This is a genomic window from Clostridium sp. (assembly GCF_050717515.1).
Lineage (GTDB): Bacteria > Bacillota > Clostridia > Clostridiales > Clostridiaceae > Clostridium_AD.
Map to the genome: position 1 here is coordinate 134,399 of NZ_JBOITL010000022.1, position 15,990 is coordinate 150,388.

The 15,990-nt window shown below is 33.6% G+C and carries 17 protein-coding genes; 1 reads left to right on the top strand and 16 read right to left on the bottom strand.

Annotated features, from left to right (window positions below; translation table 11 throughout):
* Positions 1–215: 215 nt before the first annotated feature.
* Together ACREV6_RS07670 and proC are read right to left on the bottom strand one after the other, a co-directional pair.
* Positions 216–1,460, bottom strand: coding sequence for a hypothetical protein (locus tag ACREV6_RS07670; protein ID WP_431577423.1), 1,245 nt, complete (start codon positions 1,458–1,460; stop codon positions 216–218).
* A gap of 267 nt (positions 1,461–1,727) precedes the next feature.
* Positions 1,728–2,543 (bottom strand): pyrroline-5-carboxylate reductase, encoded by an 816-nt coding sequence (gene proC / locus ACREV6_RS07675; protein WP_431577424.1) that lies wholly within the window; start codon positions 2,541–2,543, stop codon positions 1,728–1,730.
* Between the two features lie 179 nt (positions 2,544–2,722).
* On the opposite strand from proC, the gene ACREV6_RS07680 reads away from it, so the two are divergent.
* The gene (locus ACREV6_RS07680; protein ID WP_124998663.1) at positions 2,723–2,869 is read left to right on the top strand and encodes a small, acid-soluble spore protein, alpha/beta type; all 147 of its coding nucleotides are present in this window, start codon (positions 2,723–2,725) and stop codon (positions 2,867–2,869) included.
* Between the two features lie 100 nt (positions 2,870–2,969).
* Here the strand turns inward: ACREV6_RS07680 and ACREV6_RS07685 are convergent, their stop codons facing one another.
* The 14 genes from ACREV6_RS07685 to ACREV6_RS07750 all read right to left on the bottom strand — a co-directional run bounded on the left by ACREV6_RS07685 (position 2,970) and on the right by ACREV6_RS07750 (position 15,679).
* Positions 2,970–3,851, bottom strand: coding sequence for a DegV family protein (locus ACREV6_RS07685; protein WP_431577425.1), 882 nt, complete (start codon positions 3,849–3,851; stop codon positions 2,970–2,972).
* Positions 3,852–4,016: 165 nt separating this feature from the next.
* On the bottom strand, positions 4,017–4,967 hold the full coding sequence (locus ACREV6_RS07690; RefSeq protein ID WP_431577426.1) for an acetyl-CoA carboxylase carboxyltransferase subunit alpha: 951 nt from the start codon (positions 4,965–4,967) through the stop codon (positions 4,017–4,019).
* A gap of 37 nt (positions 4,968–5,004) precedes the next feature.
* Positions 5,005–5,865, bottom strand: a complete 861-nt coding sequence (gene accD / locus ACREV6_RS07695; protein WP_431577427.1) for an acetyl-CoA carboxylase, carboxyltransferase subunit beta — start codon at positions 5,863–5,865, stop codon at positions 5,005–5,007.
* Between the two features lie 158 nt (positions 5,866–6,023).
* Positions 6,024–7,370, bottom strand: coding sequence for an acetyl-CoA carboxylase biotin carboxylase subunit (locus tag ACREV6_RS07700; RefSeq protein WP_431577428.1), 1,347 nt, complete (start codon positions 7,368–7,370; stop codon positions 6,024–6,026).
* 32 nt (positions 7,371–7,402) lie between these two features.
* Positions 7,403–7,849, bottom strand: a complete 447-nt coding sequence (fabZ, locus tag ACREV6_RS07705) for a 3-hydroxyacyl-ACP dehydratase FabZ (RefSeq protein WP_431577429.1) — start codon at positions 7,847–7,849, stop codon at positions 7,403–7,405.
* Positions 7,850–7,895: 46 nt separating this feature from the next.
* The gene (gene accB, locus ACREV6_RS07710; protein ID WP_431577430.1) at positions 7,896–8,414 is read right to left on the bottom strand and encodes an acetyl-CoA carboxylase biotin carboxyl carrier protein; all 519 of its coding nucleotides are present in this window, start codon (positions 8,412–8,414) and stop codon (positions 7,896–7,898) included.
* 2 nt (positions 8,415–8,416) lie between these two features.
* Complete coding sequence (gene fabF, locus ACREV6_RS07715) at positions 8,417–9,658, bottom strand: beta-ketoacyl-ACP synthase II (RefSeq protein WP_431577431.1); 1,242 nt, start codon at positions 9,656–9,658, stop codon at positions 8,417–8,419.
* Positions 9,659–9,712: 54 nt separating this feature from the next.
* Positions 9,713–10,453 (bottom strand): 3-oxoacyl-[acyl-carrier-protein] reductase, encoded by a 741-nt coding sequence (gene fabG / locus ACREV6_RS07720; RefSeq protein WP_431577432.1) that lies wholly within the window; start codon positions 10,451–10,453, stop codon positions 9,713–9,715.
* Between the two features lie 126 nt (positions 10,454–10,579).
* The gene (gene fabD / locus ACREV6_RS07725; RefSeq protein WP_431577433.1) at positions 10,580–11,512 is read right to left on the bottom strand and encodes an ACP S-malonyltransferase; all 933 of its coding nucleotides are present in this window, start codon (positions 11,510–11,512) and stop codon (positions 10,580–10,582) included.
* A gap of 50 nt (positions 11,513–11,562) precedes the next feature.
* Positions 11,563–12,495, bottom strand: a complete 933-nt coding sequence (gene fabK, locus ACREV6_RS07730) for an enoyl-[acyl-carrier-protein] reductase FabK (protein WP_431577434.1) — start codon at positions 12,493–12,495, stop codon at positions 11,563–11,565.
* Positions 12,496–12,803: 308 nt separating this feature from the next.
* Complete coding sequence (gene acpP, locus ACREV6_RS07735; RefSeq protein ID WP_216298997.1) at positions 12,804–13,034, bottom strand: acyl carrier protein; 231 nt, start codon at positions 13,032–13,034, stop codon at positions 12,804–12,806.
* A 20-nt stretch (positions 13,035–13,054) separates the two neighbouring features.
* Entirely contained in the window at positions 13,055–14,038 is a 984-nt protein-coding gene (locus tag ACREV6_RS07740; protein ID WP_431577435.1) for a beta-ketoacyl-ACP synthase III, read from the bottom strand.
* Between the two features lie 25 nt (positions 14,039–14,063).
* Positions 14,064–14,510: a MarR family winged helix-turn-helix transcriptional regulator gene (locus ACREV6_RS07745; protein ID WP_431577436.1), complete on the bottom strand. Its 447-nt coding sequence runs from the start codon at positions 14,508–14,510 to the stop codon at positions 14,064–14,066.
* 95 nt (positions 14,511–14,605) lie between these two features.
* Positions 14,606–15,679, bottom strand: coding sequence for an NAD(P)H-dependent flavin oxidoreductase (locus tag ACREV6_RS07750; protein ID WP_431577437.1), 1,074 nt, complete (start codon positions 15,677–15,679; stop codon positions 14,606–14,608).
* Positions 15,680–15,990 lie beyond the last annotated feature (311 nt).

The following is a 15,990-nucleotide window of genomic DNA, read 5'->3' on the forward strand; positions in this document are numbered from 1 at the left end:
AATTTAGTTTTATAACCCTTCTGATTATAGCGTTGCAGCAGTATTTTTTTGTAAAATAAAAAATAAATTATCACATAATTAATAGGAAGGGTACTTATGCCATAGGCACATGAAAACAAATAACTAGTCAGTATGTAGTTATTTATTTTCATGTGCCTTATTTATATATTTTCTTTTAGAGCCCCTCCCCTTAATACCAGTGAGCTTATTTATTATTAGTTAAACACTTTACTGTAAGAATCATCATTAATTGTATTTTCATTTCCATTTATATAAAAGTATATTTTTGCTAAACCTTGGTTAATAGATATATTACCTTTTATGTTTTTATTTGAAGAACCTTCTGCAATAAATGTTCCATTAAACTGTTCTTTTCCGAATTTTGCATCAAACTTAAAGTCTTTTTTATTGGTTGCATATTCCTCATATCCCTTTACATATTCTTCATAACATCTTCCACTAATACTCTTATTATCTACAGCAGTAACATCTATAAATCGTTCGCCTATTCTTACGAATTTAGCATCCTTTTCTATTAAAATATCTGATTTGTATTTTCCTATATATTTTTCAGGATTGGTTAATTTACTACGATCTTGTAGTATATTTTTTTCTACTTTCTTACCAGTAAGATCTGGTTTACTAACCTTAGTTGAGTTAATACCCGTCATCTTCACTAATAGTTCGAAGGTTAATTTATGATCTTTACCACTGTCATCTTTACCAGAAATCACTCCGCTGCCAAGAACATTTTGAATTAATCCCTCTTTAGTTGTTACCATATTACCTTTAACTTCTTTTACAAATACATCCTTTGTTATTTTAGGTATGCTACTATCATTATTAGGATTATTAGATCTACTACCAACTTCATTTTTAGATTGAAAAGATACCACTGCATTAACAAGTGCTGGTATTTGAGCTTCACTTAAAGAACCAGATAAAGTCTTAGTTCCATCTGAATTTTCGGTAACTACAACTGCATCTTTTAAATTACCCACAAGAGCATCTGCAATTTTCTCCATATCATCAGCTCCCTTTTCTTTAAAAGGGTTTTTAGAAGTTATAATTTCCTGAGGACTTGCAAATTCAGTTGCATAATAGATGTTTTTTGTACTGTCTTTAAATATAGAACCATTTTTATCAGAGTAATTATAGTCTTCACTCTTAGTTAATCCTTCTAATTTTGTTGATACAGTTTCTTTAGCTCCCTTTGGTACATCAACTTTATTAAGAGAATTACCAGAATAAATAACTGTACCATTATCCTTTAAACTAAATGACATATCCATGGTATAGCTTGAAAGTTTAGTGGTACAACTTTCTGCTGTATACTTTACAGAATCTTTAAGTTGATCATACCCACTTTTAGATAATACTTGAGCAATAGCAGTAGTTGTAAACATTACTGTACCTAGAGCAAAACTTATTATTGTTGTTGTTTTTTTATTTAATTTCATTTTATTGAATCCCCTTTTTATTTAAATTTGCTTTATAACATGAAAGCCTTTCATAATTCTATTTTAGAATACATGTCTCTACTTTCTATAAACAAATTATAAACAAAGTATAAACTTTGTTTATCTTTATAGCAAACTCACTCTAGTTCCTTACATTAGGTTTAGTGCATCTATAGATGATGCACTATTTTAGGATATAAAAAAACAGCCTAGAAAGTGCAAGCTGTTTCTTAAACCGTTTTACAATTAAAATCCTATTTTTCTTTATTAAATGTTACTTTTACCCATCTTAATTGCCTTTTGTGTGCAACTCTCCATAGCTGAAATTACTGAGCCCCTAAAATTTTTCTTTTCTAAGGTATATACTGCCTCTATAGTAGTTCCTCCTGGTGAGCATACATCATCTTTTAGTTTTCCTGGGTGTTCACCTGTTTCTATAACCATTTTAGCTGCTCCTAAAACTGCTTGAGCTGCCATTCTATAAGCCTTGTCTCTTGGCATTCCTTGAAGTACAGCTCCATCTGCTAAAGCTTCAATAAACATATACACATAAGCAGGAGATGAACCACTTACCGCTGGAACTACATCAATAAGATTTTCTTCTAATATTTCTATCTTACCAAAGCTTTCAAAAATACTTACTACCTCTTGCAATTCTTCTTTAGTTACATTTCTATTAGCACACAGTGCACTCATTCCCTCGCCTACAAGTGCTGGAGTATTTGGCATAGTTCTAATAACCTTTGCATCGGCCCCCAGGGTATTACTCATACCCTCTAGCGTTATACCTGCAGCTATAGTTACTATGACTACCTCCTTCTTTAAATATGGTTTGATTTCATGGATAATTTCAAAATATTTATAAGGCTTTATAGCTAATATTATTATATCAGAAACCTGTGCAACTTCCACATTATCCTTAGTTACTAAAATATTATATTCTTCTTTTACCTTATTTAAGCTCCTATCTGATGGATTACTTGCTATTATTTTTTCACTAGCAGCTAAATTAGATTTTACTATTCCACCTATCATAGCTCGTGCCATATTACCGCAGCCTATAAATCCTATTGTTTTATTCATATAACCCTTTCCTCCTAAGTCATTTTTAAAATAATTCTAATTATATCATTTTAAAATACATTTTTCTCGAATACATTTTATAATTTTGGTTATATTATTAATGAACATATTTATTAGCAAGAGACAAAGCAATTAAATAATTGTTTTCTACTCTTAAGCAATACAAGGAGGTTTATACAATGTCACATAAAGATAACAAAAACAGCAAAGATAATAAAAAGGCTAATCCAAAAACAAAACAAGAATTATCTAAAATGAGAATGGAAACTGCAAATGAAATAGGCGTTTCTAAAGAATCTAAGAAATTAGGAAAAGAAACAGAATAGTTTTAGCATTATAAGAAGGGGGATGTCACAGACATCCCCCTTCTTATCTATTAAATGAAATTATAATTGCGATTTTATTTTCCACAATATCCTTTAGCCCCTATCTTTTATCAGCTATAAAATATAATCCTAATATTTCTGGACCTGTATGAGACCCTATGGCTGTACCCACATAATTTAAAATGACATCTTTAACATTTCCATTCTCGCGAACCAAGCCCTCAAGAGTTAGAGCATCTTCAATACAATCCCCATGACCTATAGCAATAACTTGCAATACATTTGGATTTGTTCTTTCTTTAAATTTTTCAGCTAAGGTGTGTATTGCCTTTTTTCTTCCTCTACATTTAGAAAAAGGAGTAAGTAGTCCTTCATTGTCCATAAATAAAACAGGTTTTATATTTAATAATGTACCAACTGTTGCAGCTGAACTTGATATTCTTCCACCTCTTTTTAAATGGTTTAAATCATTAACTGTAAACCAGTGGTTAATCTTAAGTTTATTTTCTTCTAGCCAGTTAACTATTTCATCTTTCGAACTTCCTTTTCTTAGCATTTCATAAGCATAATAAACTAAAAGTCCTTGTCCAAGACTTGCGCATTTACTATCAACTATACTTATATCTGCCTCTGGGAATTCTTCAAGTATTGTTTCTCTTGCTAGATTTGCACTATTTATAGTTCCTGATATTCCAGAAGACATTACAATATATATAATAGATTTTTTTTTCTTCACATACTTTCTAAAAACTTCTACATATCTTTCGCTATTTATCTGTGAAGTAGTAGGCATTTCTCCTTGCCTTAAAGCATCATAAAAGTCCTTACGAATAAATTTCTTTCCAAAGTCATCCTCTATTGATTTACCTTTAAAATTGCATACTAAACCTATGGGTACTATATTTTCTTGTCCAATGTAATCTAAAGGTAAATCGCATCCTGAATCTATTACTAAAATTGTCTCACTATGTTTTTTACTCATAACTCAATTCCCCTTTGCCATTCTGATAAATATTATTCTCATCTTCTATTATGTATGATTTATACATACACTTCAATACAAAAAAAAAGAAAAGTATATATACTTTTCTTAACCGCACTAAAATGAAACACATTAATTCTATTATTTATCCTTTTAAGCTATTATTTATTCCACAACTTTACCAATCTTTCTAAATTTATAATATCTTTTAGTAAGTAATGATTCTATTGGTTCCGCTGCTAATCTATTAATTGACTCCTCCAAATTACGCTTAATACTTAATGCCATCTCATCTACATTAGTATGGGCTCCCCCTAGTGGCTCTTTTATAATTCTATCTATTATTCCAAAATCAATTAAATCTTGAGCTGTTATTTTCATTGCATTAGCCGCTTCTTTAGCCCTATTTGCATCTTTAAATAATATACTTGCAAAACCCTCTGGTGACAAAATAGAATAAATTGCATGCTCGAGCATCCAAACCTCATCCGCCACCGCCAAGGCTAAAGCTCCACCACTACCGCCTTCTCCAATAACTATGGAGATTATTGGTGTTTTTAAATTTGACATTTCCATAAGATTTCTAGCAATTGCTTCGCCTTGCCCTCTTTCTTCTGCACCTAGTCCACAATATGCTCCTGGAGTATCTACAAGACAAATAACAGGTCTTTTAAACTTTTCTGCCTGTTTCATAAGTCTTAAAGCTTTTCTATATCCTTCTGGATTTGGCATTCCAAAATTTCTCTTTATATTTTCCTTTGTGTTATTTCCCTTTTGCTGAGCTATAACAGTTACAGGAATGCCATTAAGTCGAGCAATTCCACCTACAATAGCAGAATCATCTCCATAATATCTATCCCCATGTAGCTCCATAAAGTCTTCAAAAATTCTATTTATATAATCAAGCGCAGTAGGCCGTTCCACAAGCCTTGCAATGCTTACTTTATCCCAGGCAGTTAAATTTTTATAGGCTTCCTTTTGCATATTATAAAGTTTAACTTCCATCTGCCTTATTTCTTTTCCTAAATCCATATTTTGCTCTGTTGCTAAATTTTTAAGTTCATCAATTTTACTTTTAAGTTCATACATGTGCTTTTCAAAAGGTAAAGTTCCCATAAAATCGCCTCCCTATATGTTACTTTTTCAATCTATATTAGCTATGAATTTTCAGTATCTCAGTTAAGGTATCCTTCATAGCTTTTCTATCCACAACCTTATCTATAAAACCCTTTTGGAGCAAAAATTCAGCTCTTTGAAAGCCATCAGGCAATTGCTGCTTTATGGTTTGTTCAATAACCCTTTTACCTGCAAACCCTATTAGTGCATTGGGCTCAGCTATTATTATATCTCCAAGCATTGCAAAACTTGCAGTGACCCCTCCGGTAGTGGGGTCCGTAAGAACTGTTACATAAAGGCACCCTTTATCATTATGTCTTGCAATAGCAGCACTAGTTTTAGCCATTTGCATTAAAGAGTATATACCTTCCTGCATCCTAGCTCCCCCAGAAGCTGTAAATATAATAATTGGTTTTTTATCTTCTGTTGCGCTTTCAATAGCCCTTGTAATTTTTTCTCCAACAACAGACCCCATGCTCCCCATCATAAAATTACTATCCATCACTGCAATTACAGTATCCTGACCATTTATCTTTCCTTCTCCAGTTATCACAGCTTCGTTTAGTAATGTTTTGTCTCTTAGATCTTGAAGTTTATCTTCATATCCTTCAAATTCTATAGGATTACCTGATATCATATCCTTATCATATTCTATAAAAGTTCCACTATCGATAGTATAGTTTATTCTTTCTCTAGACCCAATTCTAAAATGTGTTCTACAATTTTCACAGGTCATTATACTATTTTCTAAATCCTTACTATAAAGGATCTTACCACAAGTCTCACATTTAACCCACATTCCGGTGGGGATATTAGGTTTTTTCTCGCCATCTTCATTTTCTAAATTTTTAACCTCGATATATCTACTCTTTTTAAATATACCTTTAAACTCAAACATATAGCTGCCCCTTTCTAAAAACATACCATCACTCAACTTAGAATTGAACCTTGAAAGTTGTAAACTAACTTCCCTATACCAATTCACCTCTGTTTTATACTCATTCTTATAGTATAAAACTTTCAGGTAATAAATTCCAGTATATGTTTAGCTACTTTTTAAAGATTTCTGAATTCTTTACTAATAAAGCTAGTATCAAAGTTCCCATTTATAAATTTTTCATTGTTTATTATTTTAAATTGGAAATCTATATTAGTATCCACACCTTCAATTATAAACTCTCCTAAGGCCCTTCTCATTTTGCATAGTGCTTCCTGCCTATCTTTTCCGTGTACAATTAGTTTTCCTATCATAGAGTCATAGGTAGGTGGAATTTTATAACCTTGATATGCCGCACTATCAATTCTCACTCCATTTCCTCCAGGAAGGTGAAGTGATTTTATTTCACCTGGGCAAGGCATGAAGTTTTTGTTTGGATTTTCTGCATTTATTCTACATTCAATAGCGTGCCCCTGAATTTTTATATCCTTCTGTTTATAAGGAAGCACTTGTCCCGAAGCAATCATTATCTGAGCTTTAACTAAATCTATCCCTGTAATCATTTCTGTTATTGGATGCTCTACCTGAATACGAGTATTCATCTCCATAAAATAGTATTTTCCATACTTATCTAATAAAAACTCTATAGTTCCAGCATTTTTATATTTAATAGACTTAGCTGCTTTAACTGCAACCTCACCCATCTGTTTTCTAAGTTCCTGCGTCATGGCAGCTCCTGGCGCCTCTTCTATTACCTTCTGATTCCGCCTTTGGATAGAACAGTCTCTCTCACCAAGATGAATAACATTTCCATGCTCATCCGCTAATATTTGAAACTCTATATGCCTTGGCTCTTCTATAAATTTTTCCATATACATTGTGTCATCACCGAAAGCTGTTTTTGACTCTGCCTTTGCAGTATTGTAGGCCGGTATAAGCTCTTCTACTTTTGTAACAACTCTTATACCACGTCCCCCGCCACCTGCTGAAGCTTTTATCATTACAGGGTATCCTATTTTCTCAGCTGAGCTTATTGCATCTTCTTCAGTGGCAATTGCTCCATCTGATCCAGGTACTACTGGCACTCCAGCATTTATCATCATTTCTCTTGCCTTTAACTTATTACCCATATTATCGATATTTTGCGAATCCGGTCCTATAAATTTTATATTACATTCCTCACACATCTGTGCAAATTTACTATTTTCAGATAAAAATCCAAATCCAGGATGAATTGCTTCTGCCCCTGTAAGCACTGTGGCACTTAAAATATTTTGCATGTTTAAATAACTATCCTTAGATTTAGCTGGTCCTATACATATAGCCTCATCTGCCATTTGGGTATGGAGAGCAGTTTTATCTACCTCAGAATATACTGCTACCGTTTGGATGCCCATTTCATGACAAGCCCGAATTATTCTTACTGCTATTTCGCCTCTATTAGCAATTAATATCTTCTTAAACATAGTATTTACCTTCCCTGCCCTTAAAATTATTATTAGATTCCCACTGCAAATGTAATTTCAGCTTCTGCAACCTTTTCTCCATTTACTGTAGCTAATGCCTTTCCAATTCCAACAGGTCCCTTCATTTTGATTATTTCTACCTCAAGCTTTAGTACATCTCCTGGAACAACTTTTTTTCTGAATCTAGCTTTATTAATACCACCAAAGTAAGCAATTTTACCTTTGTAGTCTTCCATACTTAAAAGTGCTACTGCTCCAACCTGTGCAAGAGCTTCAATTATTATTACCCCTGGAAGTACAGGTTCCGTAGGAAAATGTCCCTGGAAAAAATACTCATTCATAGTAATATTCTTATATCCTACAGCTCGTTTTCCTGGCTCTAATTCCTCTACTTTATCCACAAATAAAAATGGATATCTATGAGGAATAATTTCTTGAATTTGTTTTATATTCAAAGTAGTACCTTTTATATTTTCCATATTATTGCTTCCACCTTTCACTCATATCTCAGTTACTTTACCGACACTATTTTTTACGTATTTTAAATAATGGCTGCCCATACTCTACCATATCTTCATTTAAGACCAATACTTCTACAATTTCTCCATCTACTTCACTTTCAATTTCATTCATAAGCTTCATAGCTTCTAAAATACAAAGCGTGTCTCCCTTTTTAACCACAGACCCAACTTTTACGAAATTCTGTGATTCATCACTAGGTGAGGAGTACATAGTTCCAACAATAGGGGATTTAACTACAAATAGATTTTCCTGTGGTATTATCTTGGCTTCATTTTCTATAGCGCTAGATATATTGCTTTGTATTTCTTCTATCGCCACTCCATTCGTAGCTATATTTTCTCTATTTAATGAATCATTAATAACTGATTGGACAGGTTCAACATTTACAGGTACTTTCTGGACTACCACCTGCTGCTCTTTTTTCTCCATCTTTATTTTGATACCCTCTGTCTCAATTTCAAAGGATGTAAGCTGTGAATCACTAACAGTTTTTATTAGCTCTTGAATATTTTTATAATCCATAATTATTTACCATCCCATTTTTTAAGTAGTATAGTAGCATTGTGACCACCAAAGCCTAGTGAATTAGACATTGCATATTTAAGCCCCTGTTTGCGTCCAATGTTTGGAACGTAATCTAAATCACAATCTTCATCTGGAACACTATATCCTATAGTTGCTGGTACAAAACTTTCTTCCAAGGCTTTTACACATACTATAGCTTCTATAGCTCCTGATGCTCCCAGAAGGTGTCCCGTCATAGACTTTGTTGAACTTATAGGTATTTTATATGCGTATTCCCCAAAAGCAGATTTTATAGCTGCAGTTTCAAACTTATCATTGTAGGGAGTACTGGTTCCGTGAGCATTGATGTAAGATACTTCTTCTGCCTTAACATCCCCATCTTTAAGAGCCATTACCATTGCTCTTGCAGCGCCTTCTCCATCTGGAGCCGGTGAAGTTATATGGTAAGCATCACAAGTTGCTCCATAACCACTCATCTCTGCATATATTTTTGCATTTCTTTTTTTAGCATGCTCTAAAGATTCAAGTATAACTATTCCTGCACCCTCGCCCATAACAAAACCACTTCTCTCTTTGTCAAAAGGAATAGATGCTCTTAATGGATCTTCACTTTTAGTTAAAGCTGTTAAAGAAGTAAACCCTGCTAAAGCCAGTGGAGTTATTGAGCCTTCTGCTCCTCCAGCTATTATTATGTCTGCTCTTCCATCTTGAATCATGTGGAAAGCATCTCCTATGGCATTAGTTCCTGTAGCACAAGCAGTAACTACACTAGTACACTTGCCTTTAGCGCCATACTTTATTGCAATATTACCAGCTGCCATATTACCTATTATCATAGGTATTAAAAATGGTGACACTCTACCCGGTCCCTTTTCCATAAGCTTTGCATGCTCTTGCTCAATAGTACCAAGTCCACCTATTCCTGAGCCAACTATAACTGCTAATCTTTCATTATCTATAGCATTTAAGTCAATTCCTGAATTTTTAATAGCTTCGTCTGCTGCAACCATTGCATACTGACAGTATTTATCCATTTTTCTAGCTTCTCTTTTATCTAAGGCCACTGTTACATCAAAATCCTTAACCTCTGCGCCCAACTTACATTTAAACTCTGAAATATCAAAAGACTTAATTACATCTATGCCGCAAGTACCTTCTTTTACATTATTCCAAAAATTAACTACATCATTTCCTATAGGAGTAACTGCTCCCATGCCTGTAATAACAACTCTATTTTTCATAAATTGAACCTCCTTTAATTATCACCCTAAAGTCCTGTATTAAATGCTTTTAGACTACATTACCATTCCACCATCTACGTTTATAACTTGACCTGTTATGTATGAAGCTTCTTCTGAGGCTAAAAATGCTACTGCATTTGCCACATCTTCTGGCATGCCAAGTCTCTTTAATGGAATAGTACTCAGTATAGACTCTTTTACTTTTGAGGACAAACCATCAGTCATATCTGTTTGAATATATCCTGGTGCTACTGCATTACAAGTAACTCCACGACTTGCAAATTCTCTAGCAACAGCCTTAGTCATGCCTAAAATCCCTGCTTTTGCAGAGGAATAATTTACTTGACCTGCATTCCCTGTAAGCCCAGACACCGAAGATATATTTATTATTCTTCCACTTCGTTGCTTAAGCATTATTGCTGATACATGCTTTGTGCAATTAAACGCACCCTTTAGGTTGATATCTATAACGTTATCAAAATCCTCTTCCTTCATTCTCATTAAAAGACCATCTTTTGTTATTCCCGCATTATTAACTAGAATATCTAAGCTCCCAAATTGTTCAATACATTTTTTCATCATATAATCTACATCACTATAACTACTTATGTCACACTGAACTGCCAGTGCCTTAACTCCTAAATCTTCTATTTCTTTGACTACTTCCTGTACTGCCTCTACACTATTTCTATAATTAACAACTATATTTGCTCCAAGCTTTGCTAGCTTCAATGCTATAGCTCTTCCAATGCCACGACTAGCTCCTGTAACTACTGCTGTTTTTCCTTTTAACATATCTGCGCTCCTTTACGTCTTTTATAGTGGCTTTGTTTCTTACGAAGATTCCACTTATTAATCAATATAATACACTCACTTAATTAGTTTTACTGTTTAAGCAATTCTAATATTTAAGCAACTTTACTACTTAAGCACTTCTACTGCTTTATCCAAAGATGCCAAATCCTCTACATTAAGCACTGTAAGTTTTCTATCTATATTCTTAATAAAGCCACGTAATACCTTACCTGGACCTATCTCTACGAAGGTATCAACACCATCTTTTATCATATTTCTTATAATTGTTTCCCATAAAACGCAGCTCATAACTTGAAGTTTTAAATTAGCTTTTATATCATCCTTCGTATTTACATAATCACCAGTAACATTTGTCATTACCGGAATAGTAATATCTTTAAGATTTATATTGCAAAGCTCAAGTTCTAGCTTTTCTGCTGCCGGTTTTAACATAGAAGTATGAAATGGTGCACTTACTGGTAAAATAACTGCTTTTTTAGCACCTTTTTCTAATGCCACTGCACAAGCAAGTTCTACCGCCGCTATTTCCCCGGCAATTACTATTTGTCCTGGGCAATTTAAATTAGAGATTTCTACTATGCCAGAATTTCTAGCTTCACTACAAACTTCTTCAACGCAATTTGTAGTAAGGCCTATTATAGCTGCCATAGTTCCTATTCCTACAGGCACCGCCTCTTGCATGAATCTTCCGCGCTTTTTAACAAGCTTTACAGCATCTTTAAAATCCATAACTCCACTACAAACAAGTGCTGAGTACTCCCCAAGACTAAGTCCTGCGGTTACATCACATCTTATGCCCTTCTGACTTAATGCCATAAGCGCCACTATGCTAGTAGTTAAAATAGCGGGTTGTGTATTCTCTGTGATATTTAGCTCCTCTTGCGAACCTTCAAAACAAAGTTTACTTAACTCAAACCCAAGTTCTCTATCTGCTATATTAAATATATTTCTGCATTCCTCAATATTCTCAAATAATTCCTTGCCCATTCCAATATATTGGGCTCCCTGTCCTGGAAAAATAAAAGCAATTTTACTCATAAATTCCCTCCTTAAATACTTCTATCTATTTCAAATAATAATATTCTCTTTTATATGAATTTTTTAATAGCTTCTTCTGCCTCTGTAAACATTTCTTCTATAATTTCCTTGCAACTTTGTTCTCTCTTTACAAGACCCGCAATTTGTCCTGCCATAATAGACCCCATCTCTATATCGCCTTCTTTTGCCGCTTTTGGTAAACATCCTCGTCCGAGTTCCTCTAAAGCCTCTACTGGAGCATTTTCCTTTTCAAGCTTTTGAAATTGCCTTGATAACTTATTTTTTAGAACCCTAATAGGATGCCCTGTAGATCTTCCTGTAACCACTGAATCTATATCCTTTGCCGCTAATACTTTGTGTTTGTAATTTTCATGTATTGTACATTCATTTGCTACTAAAAACCTTGTTCCTACTTGAACTCCCTGTACTCCAAGCATAAAGGCTGCTGCCACGCCACGTCCATCACCTATGCCCCCTGCTGCAATTACAGGAATATTAACTGCATCAACAACTTGAGGCACCAGTGCCATAGTTGTAAGTTCACCAATATGCCCTCCAGATTCACATCCTTCTGCAATAACTGCATCTGCTCCTGCTCTCTCCATACGTTTAGCAAGGCCCACAGAGGGTACCACCGGGATTACTTTGATTCCGTGTTCTTTCCAAAGATCCATATATTTTCCTGGGTTTCCTGCCCCTGTAGTAACTACCTTAACCCCTTCTTCGCATACAAGATGTGCAATTTCTTCTGCATTCTCACTTAAAAGCATTATATTCACACCAAAAGGTTTGTCTGTTAACTGTTTTGCTTTTCTAATTTCATCTCTTATATAATCAACTGGTGCATTGGCTGCTGCTATAATACCCAGGCCCCCTGCATTTGATACCGCAGAAGCTAAGCTACTATCTGCAACCCAAGCCATTCCACCTTGAATTATTGGATACTTTACACCTAAACTTTTAAAAAATACAGAATTAAACATTTTACCCCTCCTTGATTCTTAATCATCCTCTTCGCAGCTGCAATATTAACGACTTCAGAAGATGATTTAGACTCCCATTGAATTTGTATATTTGTTATAGCATACAACTCCCACTTATATGAGTAGGAGACCTGCCTTCTAAACTGTCGTTAAAATAATATAGTTAGGGTTAGATAATTATATAAAAAAAGTATATATTACTAAAACTACATTTCACGTAATATATACTTTTTTAATGCACTGAAGGAAACTAAATTTTAATACACTTAGTAGTTCAGCTCTCTAATTATCTAACCCCACAATTCCTGTTATTTAAGTTTTGCTTCTATATACTTAACAATTCCCTTTACATCCTTAATGTTTTCGATATCTTCATTTGGTATTTCGATTTCAAAAGCTTCTTCCAGTGACATTACAATCTCAAATATTTCAAGAGAATCTACTCCTAAATCATCTGCAAAATTCGCCTCCATCGTTACCTCTACCTCATCTATACCTAATTGTTCAACTATTACATTTTTAACTTTTTCAAATACCATTATTAATTCCTCCTAATATTTTATTTATTAATTGTCCATTCTATTAATGAAGCTCCGTAGGTTAATCCACCGCCAAAGCCTACAAGTATAATTTTATCTCCAGCTGTAAGTAAATTAGTTTTATTCATCTCATCCATGGCTATAGCTATACTTGCTGCCGAAGTATTCCCATACCTGTCTAAATTTACAAAGAATTTATCTTTGTCAGCTTTTAATTTTTTAACAACAAAATCTATTATTCTAAAATTTGCTTGATGACAAACTACATACTTAATATCTTCTAATGTGTATTTATTATCATCTAAAATTTTATTTACGCTACTTACAATAGTATTTACTGCAAACCTAAAAATCTCTTTGCCATCCATATCTATTTTTGCTTTAAAATCTTCACGTCCATTTGTATAAGTGTTTTTTACATCTACAGTTGGACAAGTTAAAAGTTCAAACTTCTTACCTTCTGAAGCTGACTCCACAGAAATAATTCCTTTTTTACTACCTGCCTCAAGTATTGCTGCTCCTGCACCATCTCCAAAGAGTATGCAAGTGTTTCTATCTGTCCAATCAACAATCTTTGATAGTACTTCCGCACCTATTATTAAGGCTCTTTTTCGCTCACCTGTTCTTAAAAATTGCATTGCTATATTAAGTGCAAATATAAACCCTGTACATGCTGCTGATATATCAAAGGCCATAGCATTATCTGCTCCAATATTTCCTTGAACTATGCATGCAGTGGCTGGAACGAATTGATCTGGAGATGTACTTGCAAGAATTATAAGATCTATATCACAAGGCTTAACATTTGCATCCTTTAATGCCTCTAAGGCAGCTTTTGTAGCGAGGTCTGAAGTATTTTCACCTTGTGATATATGTCTCTCCTTAATGCCTGTCATAGAAACTATCCATTCATCAGAAGTATCTACAAATTCTGATATTTGTTTATTAGTCATTATGTTTAGAGGAGCATAACTTCCTGTACCAATTATTTGTACCTCATTCATTGCTTAATTGCCCCTTTCATTAACCTTATAGTTTATATTTTTCTTTGAAAAAATCATTTAATTTTTCAAGAGATTTTATTAATATCTCTTCTTCATCATCATTAAGACCATCTATAGTTGCATGCACCATTTCAGAATGAAATTTATCATGTATTCTATAGGCCAGCTTTCCTTTTCTAGTAAGGGCAATCATTACTGATCTTCTGTCTTCTTCCCCTCTTTTTCTATCTACATACCCTTTTTTTAGAAGTTTACTTACAGCTGTAGTAAGAGTACCTAAAGTTATTTTAAGATCTTGGGATACTTCCGTCATGGTTCTATATTGGTACATTCCTATTGCATCAATAGTATGAATCTCCGTTATTGATAGATCATTAAGTACCCCTTCTTTAAGTGCCTTCTGCTCTATTTGCAATATATCACTAAATGTCTCTACTAGAAGCTCATTGACAACGCTAACAGCTTTACTCATGTTTATCTCCATTCCCCATACTTTGATTTTCGAATACTTTGATAATCAAAGTATATCTTTGACAGCGTTATTTGTCAATTTTTTTACCATAAGTATTAAAGTTCGAGTTCTGCCTGTGCTACAAGTTCACTCATAAGTTCTTTAACAGAAATAATTTTATCTACTTTGCAGGCATTACTTCCCACAAAAATAAGTCCCTTGTCTAAGTTTCCTTTTACTGCTTGTATTAGCGCTTCTGTAATACAGTAAGGGGTTTGTCTTGGATCACAGTCCTTTATGCATAAATAACATTTTTCTACTTTACATCCCTTTTCCAAGACGCTTTTCATAAACTTATTGTTTATAGCTCTTCCTGGCATACCTACAGGGCTTTTTACTATCTTTATGTCTTCTTGTTTTGAATTAACATATGCCATTTTAAAAGCTAAAGAAGCATCACATTCCTCAGTAGCCACAAATCTAGTAGCCATTTGCACCCCTGCCGCACCAAGTTTTATAACTTCCGCAATATCTGCTCCCGTATAAATTCCACCAGCAGCTATTACAGGAATCTTTTTGTTATACTTTTCTTCAAAGGGCTTAATTGCCTCAATAACTTCTTTAACTATGTCCTTTAGGCCCTGAGCCTTCTTTTCTATTAATGATTCCATAGAGAAACCAAGATGTCCGCCAGCTTCTGGTCCTTCAACAACAATTAAATCTGCGGCACACTTATCTTTTCTATCCCACATCTTTGATATAACTGTAGTTGCTTTTGCTGATGATACTATAGGTGCAAGCTTTGTTTTGAAGCCTTTAGCTATTTTAGGTAAATTAAGTGGAAGACCTGCACCAGATATTATTAAATCTATGCCTTCTTCTAAGGCAGTTGTTATTAATTCCTCATAATTATTCATAGCTACCATAATATTTATTCCTATAATACCTTTAGGACTTAATTCTCTAGCTCGCCTAATTTCATTTCTTAATGCTCTTTTATTTGCTTCCTTTGCATTTGTTCCAAAGTCTTTTTCATTATACCCAATTTGAGCAGTAGATATTATTCCAATCCCGCCCTCATTTGCAACAGCTGATGCAAGACCGGAAAGAGATACTCCTACTCCCATACCGCCTTGAATTATAGGAACAGTTGCTATTAATTCTCCAATTTTTAAAGGAGGTAACTTCATAATTATCCCTCTCCCTTTACTTTGATTTTCAAATAGTTTGATAGTCAAAGTATATATATTTTTATATTGTATGTCAAGACAAAAGTATTTTATAACTATTTTTATTCTTTTTAATAATAGAGTTTTATATTTCCATACTTTTTAGTATTTACTATATTTCAAAAAATATTTATTTTAATATACTTTTATTTAATATTTTAGTTGTCATTAGGAATGCTTGTATTATAATGGAATTGTTACAGTTTGATACTTGTGAGTAGTCTTTCATATCTAAAAAAATAAATATTTTCTTAATCGCTATATTTAAAAAT

Bases quoted from the DNA above. Each gene is read 5' to 3' on its own strand.
- ACREV6_RS07670 (WP_431577423.1), bottom strand. From the start codon at position 1,460: ATGAAATTAAATAAAAAAACAACAACAATAATAAGTTTTGCTCTAGGT.
- accD (WP_431577427.1), bottom strand. From the start codon at position 5,865: ATGTTTGAGTTTAAAGGTATATTTAAAAAGAGTAGATATATCGAGGTT.
- fabF (WP_431577431.1), bottom strand. From the start codon at position 9,658: ATGAAAAATAGAGTTGTTATTACAGGCATGGGAGCAGTTACTCCTATA.
- ACREV6_RS07685 (WP_431577425.1), bottom strand. From the start codon at position 3,851: ATGAGTAAAAAACATAGTGAGACAATTTTAGTAATAGATTCAGGATGC.
- ACREV6_RS07700 (WP_431577428.1), bottom strand. From the start codon at position 7,370: ATGTTTAAGAAGATATTAATTGCTAATAGAGGCGAAATAGCAGTAAGA.
- fabZ (WP_431577429.1), bottom strand. From the start codon at position 7,849: ATGGAAAATATAAAAGGTACTACTTTGAATATAAAACAAATTCAAGAA.
- fabD (WP_431577433.1), bottom strand. From the start codon at position 11,512: ATGAGTAAAATTGCTTTTATTTTTCCAGGACAGGGAGCCCAATATATT.
- acpP (WP_216298997.1), bottom strand. From the start codon at position 13,034: ATGGTATTTGAAAAAGTTAAAAATGTAATAGTTGAACAATTAGGTATA.
- proC (WP_431577424.1), bottom strand. From the start codon at position 2,543: ATGAATAAAACAATAGGATTTATAGGCTGCGGTAATATGGCACGAGCT.
- fabG (WP_431577432.1), bottom strand. From the start codon at position 10,453: ATGTTAAAAGGAAAAACAGCAGTAGTTACAGGAGCTAGTCGTGGCATT.
- ACREV6_RS07745 (WP_431577436.1), bottom strand. From the start codon at position 14,510: ATGAGTAAAGCTGTTAGCGTTGTCAATGAGCTTCTAGTAGAGACATTT.
- ACREV6_RS07690 (WP_431577426.1), bottom strand. From the start codon at position 4,967: ATGGGAACTTTACCTTTTGAAAAGCACATGTATGAACTTAAAAGTAAA.
- ACREV6_RS07740 (WP_431577435.1), bottom strand. From the start codon at position 14,038: ATGAATGAGGTACAAATAATTGGTACAGGAAGTTATGCTCCTCTAAAC.
- ACREV6_RS07750 (WP_431577437.1), bottom strand. From the start codon at position 15,679: ATGAAGTTACCTCCTTTAAAAATTGGAGAATTAATAGCAACTGTTCCT.
- accB (WP_431577430.1), bottom strand. From the start codon at position 8,414: ATGGATTATAAAAATATTCAAGAGCTAATAAAAACTGTTAGTGATTCA.
- fabK (WP_431577434.1), bottom strand. From the start codon at position 12,495: ATGTTTAATTCTGTATTTTTTAAAAGTTTAGGTGTAAAGTATCCAATA.
- ACREV6_RS07680 (WP_124998663.1), top strand. From the start codon at position 2,723: ATGTCACATAAAGATAACAAAAACAGCAAAGATAATAAAAAGGCTAAT.